This is a genomic window from Lentisphaerota bacterium, from assembly GCA_016873675.1.
In the GTDB taxonomy this organism is placed as follows: Bacteria; Verrucomicrobiota; Kiritimatiellia; order RFP12; family JAAYNR01; genus VGWG01.
Genome location: VGWG01000088.1, coordinates 1 through 10,694, shown reverse-complemented (window position 1 = coordinate 10,694; position 10,694 = coordinate 1). Strand labels below are relative to the sequence as shown.

The 10,694-nt window shown below is 64.5% G+C and carries 10 protein-coding genes; 8 read left to right on the top strand and 2 right to left on the bottom strand.

The features are described from left to right. Positions 1 to 52 precede the first annotated feature (52 nt). The 7 genes from FJ222_10000 (at position 53) to FJ222_09970 (ending at position 9,849) form a co-directional block, all read left to right on the top strand. Positions 53 to 1,531, top strand: coding sequence for a hypothetical protein (locus tag FJ222_10000; GenBank protein ID MBM4164753.1), 1,479 nt, complete (start codon positions 53 to 55; stop codon positions 1,529 to 1,531). After that, entirely contained in the window at positions 1,531 to 4,350 is a 2,820-nt protein-coding gene (locus FJ222_09995; GenBank protein ID MBM4164752.1) for a hypothetical protein, read from the top strand. The genes FJ222_10000 and FJ222_09995 overlap by 1 nt, the downstream gene beginning before the upstream one ends. Positions 4,351 to 4,369: 19 nt before the next feature. Beyond that, positions 4,370 to 6,871, top strand: a complete 2,502-nt coding sequence (locus FJ222_09990) for a hypothetical protein (GenBank protein ID MBM4164751.1) — start codon at positions 4,370 to 4,372, stop codon at positions 6,869 to 6,871. A gap of 15 nt (positions 6,872 to 6,886) precedes the next feature. Further along, a complete protein-coding gene (locus FJ222_09985; protein MBM4164750.1) occupies positions 6,887 to 7,780 on the top strand; it encodes a glycoside hydrolase in 894 nt (297 codons plus the stop codon). Next, entirely contained in the window at positions 7,740 to 7,973 is a 234-nt protein-coding gene (locus FJ222_09980; protein MBM4164749.1) for a hypothetical protein, read from the top strand. The genes FJ222_09985 and FJ222_09980 overlap by 41 nt, the downstream gene beginning before the upstream one ends. Positions 7,974 to 8,045: 72 nt before the next feature. Next, complete coding sequence (locus tag FJ222_09975) at positions 8,046 to 9,425, top strand: TrpB-like pyridoxal phosphate-dependent enzyme (GenBank protein MBM4164748.1); 1,380 nt, start codon at positions 8,046 to 8,048, stop codon at positions 9,423 to 9,425. 7 nt (positions 9,426 to 9,432) lie between these two features. Beyond that, entirely contained in the window at positions 9,433 to 9,849 is a 417-nt protein-coding gene (locus tag FJ222_09970) for a peptide chain release factor-like protein (protein ID MBM4164747.1), read from the top strand. A 15-nt stretch (positions 9,850 to 9,864) separates the two neighbouring features. Here FJ222_09970 and FJ222_09965 read toward each other — a convergent pair whose 3' ends face one another. Together FJ222_09965 and FJ222_09960 are read right to left on the bottom strand one after the other, a co-directional pair. Beyond that, positions 9,865 to 10,053 carry a hypothetical protein gene (locus FJ222_09965; GenBank protein ID MBM4164746.1) on the bottom strand — a complete coding sequence of 63 codons (189 nt, stop codon included), beginning with the start codon at positions 10,051 to 10,053 and terminating at the stop codon, positions 9,865 to 9,867. 52 nt (positions 10,054 to 10,105) lie between these two features. Beyond that, the gene (locus tag FJ222_09960; GenBank protein MBM4164745.1) at positions 10,106 to 10,450 is read right to left on the bottom strand and encodes a hypothetical protein; all 345 of its coding nucleotides are present in this window, start codon (positions 10,448 to 10,450) and stop codon (positions 10,106 to 10,108) included. Positions 10,451 to 10,511: 61 nt separating this feature from the next. Here FJ222_09960 and FJ222_09955 point away from each other — a divergent pair. After that, the coding region (locus tag FJ222_09955; protein MBM4164744.1) for a helix-turn-helix transcriptional regulator at positions 10,512 to 10,694 on the top strand (183 nt) is incomplete at its 3' end.

Sequence of the window (10,694 nt, the reverse complement as noted above, 5' to 3'; positions counted from 1 at the left end):
AAAGACCCGCGACGGAAGAGCGGGATCAAGGGATGGAGTTCAGGAGGAACAAATGAAAAACTCTCGCATTTCTCTGGCGCTGGTTATTCTGGCGCTGGCCGCAATCGGTTGCCGGGCGGTGGGGCCCGAACGGATCTGGGATGACTCCGCCGCCGCCGAACCGCTGCCGGGCGGGCGGCTGCAGGCCCTTGTCGAAAACACCCGATGCTACGCCAGTCTTCCACGCATCGCGCACCGGCCGAATTTCTCGATCATCCCCGTCACAGAGCCGAAATACCGGAAAACGTTCTTCTGGATTCTGGATGGTGAGCAGAAGGTGGGATTGATCAACCAGTTCTTCGGCGAGATCGAGATGTTCCGGTTCTTCCCGCCAGCAGGCGGCGTGCGCGTTGAGTACGCGATGCCAGCCTTCCACGGGTGGGAAACGCTACAGGGTCCGCGCATCTCGATCGTGCCTCAGGGGACCTGGTCGGGCAAGGGCGAGATGACAGGGATGGAGACCGGGGGCGAAACCCTCCGCCTGTGCTATCGTGAAACGTTGAGCGACACCAGCGACCTGATTCACCGATTCACCCTCCGTTTCGACCCGATGCTGGGCTACATCTGGGACTGCACGTTCGACATGCGGACGGACACGCCCCGGCTCTTCGAATATTCAAACCTGCTGCCCAACGGCGTGGGGGATTCCCGCGACGCGCGCAAGCGCTATCAGAAGTGTCTGTGGACGCGACAGGATGGCGCCCTGTGTGCCATGTACCAAAACCCGCGTTCGATGATGCAGACGTTCGGACGCGAATGGACCGACATCCCGGAGGACGGCGGTTTCGTCGGATTCGTGGCCGAGCCCGACATAAACCCCTTTCTGGAAATCATTCGCTCCGCCCCGGCCACGACGTTCGTCACATGCAGCGTGTGGTACGACCAGCATGTCAAAGCCCTGCCGCCGACGAAGACGGGCGACGATGGCCGCTACCACGTGACGGCGGCCTACCGATTTCTGAGTCTCCCGCTCCCGGTGGCCAAGGAACTGGAGGACGCCGCGCGCACGATGCCGCCGGACTCCAAGCGCGAGGGCCCGATGGGTTTCCGTCAGGGGGTCGTCAACGACTTCGAAACGCTGGTTCCCTCCGGCACGCTTTATAACGGCTGCATCTGGGGACACAGCGCCAAGCACGACAGCACGATCGGTCACTCGGGGACGCATTCGCTCCGGCTTCACGGCGGCGAGAGCGCGCGGCCCGTTCATGGCGGCCCGTTGTTGCACGTGACGGCCGGCGCGCGCTATCGTCTGAGCGTCTGGGCGCGCACGCGCGGCGTGACCGAACCGGGCGCGCGCCTGCGCCTACAGAAGAAGCTCGATTCACCCGATGCGCGGGAGTCGAAGGCCCTGACTGGCGATACCGATTGGACGCGGCTGGAAATCGAATTTGAGCCGGCGGAAGGGGAGGCGTTTGCCGTGCCGGGCCTGACGGTCGAGGGGGCTGGCATCGCCTGGTTTGACGACATCGAGCTGGTGGAGATACCGCGCTAATGAAACCCGCGAAATGGTGGATGAACAAAACGCTTGGGGTGGCCGTAACGGCGGTTGGCGCGCTGGTTGGCGGTGGGTGCCTGGCGACGAACACGGGGTCCGTAACACCCGGTATCCCGCCGCGCGACCTGACGCCGGTGACACATCTGGAGACGCCGCAGCACGCGCCGGTGGAGATCGTGCGCGACGGACAGGCGCGGGCGGTTGTTTATGTCGCCGATCCGAGCATGCGAGAAGCGGTTGATCCCGAGTTCTACCGCCGGAAGAATGCTGGCACACCGCCTGCGCTCGCGCGGCTGATCCAAGAGTTGGACACTGTTATCCGCATCCAGACCGGTGCGCAGCTCGAGCACGTTGCGGAGCCACCGCCCGCCGACCAGCCAGCGATTATCATTGGCGATTGCGAGGAGTCGCGCCAGGCCGGCGTGGCCGTCCAGGGGCTGCCTCCCGAGGGTTTCATTGTCCAGACTGCCCCGCACCGCGTATTTCTCGCCGCACGCACGCAGGCGGGCGCCAGTTGGGCCGTGTCGGACTTCCTGGAGCGGTTTGTCGGCGTGCGCTGGTATTGGCGACCGGAATATGGCGGCCGCTCAATTCCCAAGGCCGCCTCGCTTGCCATTCCCCCCGCACACTACCGCGACCAGCCGGTTTTCCGCCAGCGGTTTCACTTCGTCGATCAGCCGTACCTGTATCCGGTCCACACGGAGGGGCACAACAATGGGGATTTGATGCCGCTGCCCCTCGTGCCGGGCCTGCTTGCAGACGAAACGGGGCCGATGGACCCTGCCATCGGGTACACCCCCGACCTGCCGTTGACCCGCCACGGCAGCAGCCTCGATTTCCAGCCTGGTCTGATCCAAGGGCACGCGGGGATGTGGGGCGGCCTCGGTGCCCTGAACGAAGACGGAACACGAGACAAAAAATGGGTCTGCTTCAGCGCGCCCGAGACGCTCGACGCCTATCTCGCCCAACTGGAGAAACACTGGAACGCCGACGGACCCGTGCGTGCCGCGACTCACAACATCGTCACCGAGGGCAGTTGCACGGTCTACTTCCCCAGAAGTCCCGGCATGGTTTGTCACTGCCCGCTCTGCGCCCGAACGGCGGCCACGTTCCGTGACGACCAGGCCCTGCGGAAAGCGCTCATCGAGACATACGGCGAACAACGGGCCTTCGAGATGATCGAGGAACGTGTCCACATCCGGGTCTTCGGGTTTTTTCTGCAGCGCGTGTGCGAAGCCGTCAAGGCGCGTTGGCCCGACAAGAAGGTGGTCTTCCGGAGCGGAACGATGCCCCCGCCGGAGGGCGTGACGTTCCCCGACAATTTCCGCGTGTACGCGGTGTGGCCCGATAACAAATGGTCGCTGGGGGTGGAAATGCACCCCTCCGTCGGTCGCGGGTTTGAGGATCGGATCCGCGCGTGGGGCGTCCCGGTCGTGACGGAGGGGTCGATCTCGAGCCCCAGCGACTGGGCCTACGCCCCCGTCGAATATCCGCATCTCGTTCAAGACTTCTACCAGCGGAATACCAACACCGTCCTCGGGTCGGTCCTGACGATCTTCTGCCCAAAAATCTGGATCTCCAGCGCGCCCACCTACTACGTCTGGCATCGCGTCCTGTGGAACCCCGACCTGGATGTGGATGCGACGCTCGATGAGCTGTGTCGTCGGCTCTTCGGACCGGGTGCCGAAGCCGCGCGCGCGCTGCTGCGCCTCCACTGTGACCGCTGGGAGCGAACGCCCCTGTCGCGCGCCCTGACGGCGGAGGACCGGCATCGGGAACATCTCCCCGGGCAATCGTACGGAACCGGGACCCTCGCACAAGAGTGGCGTCTGCCCGACGACCTGTACCGCGAGATTTGGCCCCCGGACGTGGTGGCCCGGATGAAGGACCTGCGCGATCAGGCGCTGGCGGCGATCAATCAGGCGGACGACACCGATGCGCGCCGGGCCTTTCTCTATTGGACCTGGACGTTCGACGCCTTTCTCGAAGAGGCCGCCGCCGTCCACCGCAAGCAACCGGCTGACTTCGTCCGGGACGCGGGCGGATCGCCATTCCTATCGGCCGACGGGTTGGCGGATGATCTGGCGCTGGACATCGCTGACGGGGTGCAACTGAAGCTGACCCTCATCCGGCCGGGTGAATTTCTGATGGGCAGCGCAACGAATAGCTGGGGCCACCACCGGAGCGAAGCCCCGCAGCACCGCGTGCGGATCACCCAGCCCTTCTATCTGGGCATCTACGAGGTGACCGAAGCGCACTATGCGGCCGTGACGGGCACGAATCCGTCACAGGCCGGAACCAACCGGCCCGTGGGCAAGGTGTCTTGGAACGATGCGATGACCTTCTGCCGCACGCTCAGCGAAAAAACCGGCCGGAACGTCAGGCTCCCAACCGAGGCCGAGTGGGAATATGCCTGCCGGGCCGGCACGACGACCCCGTGGTCGTTCGGCGGGTTGGAGCAGGTTGCGAACATGGGCGACTACGCCTGGTACGCCCCCCAAGCAAAGGCCTCGACGCCACATGACGTGGGGGGGAAGCAACCGAATGCCTGGGGGCTTTACGACATGCACGGCAACGTCAGCGAGTGGTGTCTGGACCGCTATGCGGCGGACACCTATGCCTGGACGCCGACCGACGATCCCAGCGGTCCGGAGAGCGGCTTGTTCCGCGTCATGCGCGGCGGCTCGTGCCACAACCTCTGGGCCCGGAACCCGGAATTCGCGCGCTCATCGAGCCGTGCTTACGGCCACCCCGACACGCGCGTCAGCACGGTCGGCTTTCGCATCGTCATGGAGTGTGGCGCGCATCCACGCTGATGGACAGGATCGAATCCTTATGAAGAACACGCCGTTTCATTCTGACGGTCCGAGAAAGTCGCTTGCCGCAGGGGCCGTCGTCGGCCTGCTGCTATCGGTGTCGGCGTTTGCATACGATGCCGCACGACTCATCCCGCCCGCATCAGATCTGGTGAACGCGTCCAAGCCGTACGTGCTGACTGCGGAACTCGACGGGGGTGTCAGCAACGTGATGATGAAGGTCTCGTTGCGGCTCGAGCGCCGCGAAGCGGGGCTGGAGGCCGTTCCGATCCTGTGTGCGCGTGAGGCACCGATCCCCGAGCCGACGCTGGTGCCAGCCGCGAAAAACAAGACGCCACGCCTGGTGCGGCGATGCGAGATACGCATTGATGCGGCCGACTTGGCCGAAGGCGAATACACGGGCGAGGTGACGCTGGAGATCGGTGAGCGGCGTCAGCAACAGGCCATCGGCTTTTTCCGCATGCCTCAGGGCAAGCCGGCGGATTTCCCGTTTGGCCTGTATGCCGTCGACTTTCCGAAGACGTCAGGGGAATTGGAGTCGTTGCTGCGGGAAATCCGGTTGACCGGGTTGAATCTGTTGTGCCTGAATCATATGGGCGTGCTGGGAGGGCGGGGTCCGATCTTCGACCGGGCGGCCCGCCTGGGCATGCAGTTCATGCCGGCCGTGAACGCTTCTCAAGGGGGCGGCGACGCGACACAGATCCTGCTCTCCGACGGCACGCGCAAGGGTGCCTGTCTCAACCATCCGACGGTCCGCCGGGAGTCGGCCCGCGTGCTTTCCGAGTGGGTCCGCACCTACACGAATCATCTCGCCTTCAGCGGGCGGCTCTACTATGGCGACGATTTCACGCTGCCGCTGGCTTCCACAGGCGGCACGAACCACATGGCCTGCTATTGCGGCTATTGCTGCGAACAATTCAAGGCGCTCACGGGCAGCGACCCGCCGATTGCTCCCGCCAACCCGGCGGGGGGACTTGTGCCCACCGATGATCTCTGGCTGCGCTGGATGCGCTACCGGTGCGGCGAGATCTTCGGCGGCTTCATTGAGGCCATGGAGCACGCGAAGAACGCGGTGGACCCCACCGTGAAAATGGGGCTCATCCACGGATGGTCCGAGCAGCCGTTCACCCGCGTCGATGTCGGCATTTATCCGCCGCTGTCTCAGCCCGTCACCGCGCTGTCCAGCTACAGCTACCCCAACCTGCGGATGCAGCGCAAAGACCTGATCGCGCACTTTGAACTGGCCCGGATGGGCCACCGCGACAAGGAGGTCTGGATGCTGGGGCTTCTGGCGATGGCCAATACCGTGGCCTCGCCGCTCCAGGTGCGGCAGAACTACTGGAACCAGATTGCCGGCGGGTACACGTTCATTTCATTTTTTTCCTGGTACGATCTGCTCAAGGCGCGGAGCGCGGGTGAAACGAACCGCGTGCAGGCGGCGCTGGACGCGCTGGCGGCCTGCGGGCGGCACAAGGACTGGATCCTGCCGGTGATCCCCTTCTGGAAAAGCCCGGAAGCAACGAGCGCGGTCTTGTACTCGTTCAGCACCGAGAGCTATGACGCTCCGCGCCAAGGGGGCGGCATTGAGCACCTCCGCAAGATCATGGCGTTCCTGCGGGAGGCGCTGGCCCAGCACGTGCCGATGAAGGCGCTGTGCGAGGAGGAACTGCTCCAACCGGAGAACCTGCGCGCGCTGACCAGCCTGTCGCTGTGCGACGTGCGGACGCTGCCCGAGAACGTGCATGCGGCTATTGAAGCCTACGCCGCCGGGGGCGGGCACGTCTATCTGGATCTGGACTCGCGCATCGCCATCACGGGCGCCGTGAAGATGTCGGTCGAGACGATGGTCGCTCTGGCCGGGGACCAGGTCCCTGACCGGACCCGCGTGTCGTCGCCGCAGGTCTCGCTACGCGAGTTTCCCAGCGGGGAGGCGACCTTCCATGTGCTGGTCAACAATGCGGCGGACCGGTACTGGGGGCTGCCGTTTAACTACCGCTCGCCGCAGGCCAACTACGTCCAAGACGCCCTGGTGCGGGACGATCCCGTGGCGGTAACGGTCACGTTCAGCACAAAAGGCCGATGGTTGTTCGACCTGTCCACCGGCGCGCTCCTGGGGCCTTCGGATACGCCGCTGTCGCTGGTACTCGAACCCTCGTGGGGCCGGGTGATTTGCGCCCTGCCCTCTCCGTCCGCAGAATTGCGGGTGACCGGTCCCGCACGCGCCGAACTCGGTTCGGAGTCCCGCTTTCATCTGGAGATGCTGGACGCGGGCGGGGAGCGATTGGAGGCCCCGTTTGTCGTCACGGTCGTCGTAACCACGCCCTCGGGGCGCGCGAGTCGTTACAGCCGGCCGGTCGGCTTCCAGGCGTCCGACGATTTTATGCTCCCGCTCGGCGGCAATGACGAAACCGGCCGCTGGACTCTGACGTTTGAAGGCGGATACCCGCGAACCACGAAAACGCTCCGGCTGGCGGTTGCCGAGTCTGAGCGAAAACAGGAGAATCTGTTGACCCTCCACTGAAAGAAGGTGTAAACCATGAAACTCACTGACATCCAGATGCGCGATCCGTTTGTGTTACCCGTGCCCAAGGAGGGGCGGTATCTGTTGTTCGGCACCACGGACAAAAACCTCTGGTCGGGGCCGGGCACGGGGTTCGATTGTTACGAGAGTCGTGATCTCCACAACTGGAGCGGCCCGATTCCCGCGTTCCGGCCGCCAGCAGATTTCTGGGCGAACACGCAGTTCTGGGCGCCCGAATGCCATGCGTGGCAGGGGCGCTACTACGTGTTCGCCTCCTTCGCCCGTGACGAACGCCAGCGTGGCACGCAAATCCTCGTCGCTGATCAGCCGGAAGGGCCCTACCAGCCGCACAGCGACGGCCCGGTCACGCCGCGCGACTGGGAATGCTTGGACGGAACCTTCCACGTGGATGCCGACGGCAAGCCCTGGATGATCTTCTGCCACGAATGGGTGCAAGTTGGGAATGGCGAGATGTGCGCGATACCGCTGAGCGCCGATCTGCGATGCGCGATCAGCAAGCCGGTGTTGCTGTTCCGTGCGGCCGAGGCAGCCTGGTCGAGCCCGTTCGAGTCAAGAGGGCGGAAGACGAACCAGGTCACCGACGGTCCATTCCTCCACCGGCTGGCGGGTGGCAAGCTGCTGATGCTCTGGTCTACGATGGGGGCGAAGGGTGTCTATACCATGGGGTATGCGGTCAGTGACGGCAGTATTCTGGGGCCATGGAGGCAGTCTGAGAAGGCGATTTTTGTGAAGGACGGCGGCCATGGCATGCTGTTCCGGGATTTCAATGGCCGATTGTGGATGACCCTGCACCGGCCCAACAACACCCCCAACGAACGTCCGATGTGGGTCGAAGTCATCGAACGCGATGAAGGATTGGTCGTGGGCGAGGCGTTTACTCATGAATGACGGCATTGTGCAGGACGCGCGGCTGGTGCTGGAGCCCGGACAGGAGCAGGAGACCACCGTTACGCTCGACCGGCGCGCGTTCGCGTTCTTCGACGTCGCCAAGCAGGACTGGGTGGTTAAATCCGGATCGTTCCGGATTCTGGTGGGTTCCAGCGCGCAGACGATGCATCTGGAAGGTCGTGTTTCTACTTGAAGAATCGTCACCCATTGCGATACACTGGCGGGCGTGTACGGATGATTCCGTGCGGGACAGAGGAGGAGCACCATGAGCGATGTGATTCGGATTGGGCTTTCGCAGGACGAGATGCCGAAGGCGTGGTATAATCTGGCGGCCGATTTTCCCAAGCCGATGCTGCCGCCGATCGACAAAGACGGCCATGTGGTCAGGCCCGAGGCGTTGACCGCCATCTTCCCCGAGAACCTGGTGGAGCAGGAGGTCTCGACCGAACGGTGGATTCCGATCCCCGAGCCGGTGCGCGAGCAGCTCTACCTCTGGCGTCCGACCGTCCTGCGCCGCGCCCGGAACTTGGAGCGGCTGCTGCAGACGCCGGCGAAGATCTACTTCAAAGACGAGTCGGGCTCGCCGGCCGGTTCGCACAAGTCCAACACCGCCGTGGCGCAGGCCTACTACAACAAGGTGTTCGGCACGAAACGGCTCACCACCGAGACCGGCGCCGGGCAGTGGGGTTCAGCCCTCTCCCAGGCCTGTCAGGTGATGGGGCTTCCGTTGCGGGTCTACATGGTGCGGGTGAGCTTCGATCAAAAACCGTTCCGCAAGCTCATGATGCAGACGTGGGGGGGCGAGTGCGTCTCGTCGCCGTCCACGCTCACCCAGGCCGGCCGCGACGTGCTGGCGAAGTGGCCCGACACGCCGGGATCCCTCGGCATCGCCATCTCCGAGGCGATCGAAGACGCCGTCACGTCGAAGGATACCAAGTACACCCTCGGTTCGGTCCTCAACCATGTGTTGCTGCATCAGACGGTCATCGGGCTCGAGGCGCGCGCGCAGTTCCGCAAGATCGGCCTGTACCCCGACATCATCATCGGCTGCGCGGGCGGCGGGTCGAATCTGGCCGGCATCGCCTTCCCGTTCCTCGCCGACAAGATTGACGGCTCGCGGCCCAATCTGCGGGTGATCGCCGCCGAGCCCACGGCCTGTCCCAAACTGACCAAGGGCGAGTTCATGTACGACTCGGGCGATGTGGCGATGATGACCCCCCTGCTGCCGATGTATTCGCTGGGTCACGAGTACCAGCCCGCCGCGATCCACGCTGGCGGCCTGCGCTACCACGGCATGGCGCCGATGGTCTCGCACATGCGCCGCCTCGGCATGATCGAGGCGGTGGCGCTGCCGCAGAATGAATGCTTCCGCGCCGCCATCCAGTTCGCCAGCAGCGAGGGGTTGATCCCCGCGCCGGAGAGTTCGCACGCCATCGCCACCGCGGTGCGCGAGGCGATCCGCGCCAGGGAGGAGGGGGTCGAACGGACGATCCTCTTCAACCTCTCGGGACACGGCATCCTCGACCTCTCGGGCTACCAGGCCTACCTCGAAGGCAAGCTGGAGGATTACGAGTTCGGCGCCGCCGATCTGGCGAAGTCCCTCGCCTGCACGCGCGGACTGCCCAAGCCGCCGCCACTGGCGTGAGGCGATCATGGACTCGCCGTATCTGAAAACGGAGTCGCTCGCGCGCATCAGGGAGGCGCTCGCGCGGGCGGGCGTGGACGAGGCCGATCTCGATGAGCGTTTTGTGCTGGGATCGGGCGCGGGCGGGCAGAAAATGAATAAGACGTCGTCGGCGGTGGTGCTGCGCCACCCGCCGACGCAGACGGTCGTCAAATGCCAGGCCACCCGCTCGCGCGAGGTCAACCGCTGGCTCGCCCGCCGCCTGCTCGCCGAGCGCATTCTGGAGCGGACCGCCGGCGAACGCTCCGCCCGCCGGCAGGCCGCCGAAAAGATCCGCCGGCAGAAGCGCCGGCGCTCACGGCGGCAACGGGCGCGGATACTCGACGACAAGCGGGAACATGCCGCACGCAAAGCCTCCCGCAAGACGGTCGAATGGGAAGCGTAAACCCGGGGGCGGAGTTCACGTTGTCTTGTCGAATGCAGGCCCGCGTTCGTTGTTGAAGGACGGGCGCAACGTGGAGTCGGCCGAGCTCTCACGCCGCCTCACGACCGCCGGGCCGATCCGCAGGGCCACGGTGCGCCGTTTGGAACGGCTCGCCTGCCATTCCTCCCAGGTCCAGTCGGTCTTAAGCTTGGAGGGTGAGTTCACGTTCCACCTCCTGTTTCCGTCGCCACGCGCCAGGCGCTTCCCGTGTCTTGCTTTAACTCACGGCTGACCTGACAGAGAGCGTCACCTCGGAGCAGTCGGCCTGCCGGGCGGCTTCCGCCTGGCTATTGCCTTGCAGATAGCGCAAAACCACGGCCTGACGCAGCACGCCGGAGAGTCCTGCCAGTTCCTCGTCCAGCAAAGGCATGACCTCCTCATAATCGGGGCGGCATTCCTCAACGGCAGGCACCTCGCTTTCGTCCAGCATGGCTTCCTCCTGACGCCGGGCCCGTGTTCGCAGCGCCTCCAGGCAAACATTCCGCGCCACCCCGTAGAGCCATCCGGTGAGTTCACCCTTGCGGGTCAGCCTGCTGGCTTTGTTGAGCAGTACGAGGAACACGGCCTGGGTGGCGTCTTCCGCCTCCTGACATGGATTCTAAAAACCGTTGACATATTATAGTATGTCATATATGCTATTTCCCATGAACGCCTTGTCAGAGGTCAGAAAGCGAAGGGATATCTCGCAGCGCGCATTGGCAAAGCGCGCGGCGGTGTCGTTTCGCGGATTGCAACTCCTTGAAAAAGGGGGACACAACTGGGAAGTCATGACCGTTACCCGTGTCGCCGAGGCGCTCAATCTGCCC

What these genes read in the sequence shown, in the direction of transcription:
- FJ222_09990 (MBM4164751.1), top strand. Translation starts at nt 4,370, where the DNA reads ATGAAGAACACGCCGTTTCATTCTGACGGTCCGAGAAAGTCGCTTGCC.
- FJ222_09970 (MBM4164747.1), top strand. Translation starts at nt 9,433, where the DNA reads ATGGACTCGCCGTATCTGAAAACGGAGTCGCTCGCGCGCATCAGGGAG.
- FJ222_09980 (MBM4164749.1), top strand. Translation starts at nt 7,740, where the DNA reads ATGAAGGATTGGTCGTGGGCGAGGCGTTTACTCATGAATGACGGCATT.
- FJ222_09985 (MBM4164750.1), top strand. Translation starts at nt 6,887, where the DNA reads ATGAAACTCACTGACATCCAGATGCGCGATCCGTTTGTGTTACCCGTG.
- FJ222_09995 (MBM4164752.1), top strand. Translation starts at nt 1,531, where the DNA reads ATGAAACCCGCGAAATGGTGGATGAACAAAACGCTTGGGGTGGCCGTA.
- FJ222_09975 (MBM4164748.1), top strand. Translation starts at nt 8,046, where the DNA reads ATGAGCGATGTGATTCGGATTGGGCTTTCGCAGGACGAGATGCCGAAG.
- FJ222_10000 (MBM4164753.1), top strand. Translation starts at nt 53, where the DNA reads ATGAAAAACTCTCGCATTTCTCTGGCGCTGGTTATTCTGGCGCTGGCC.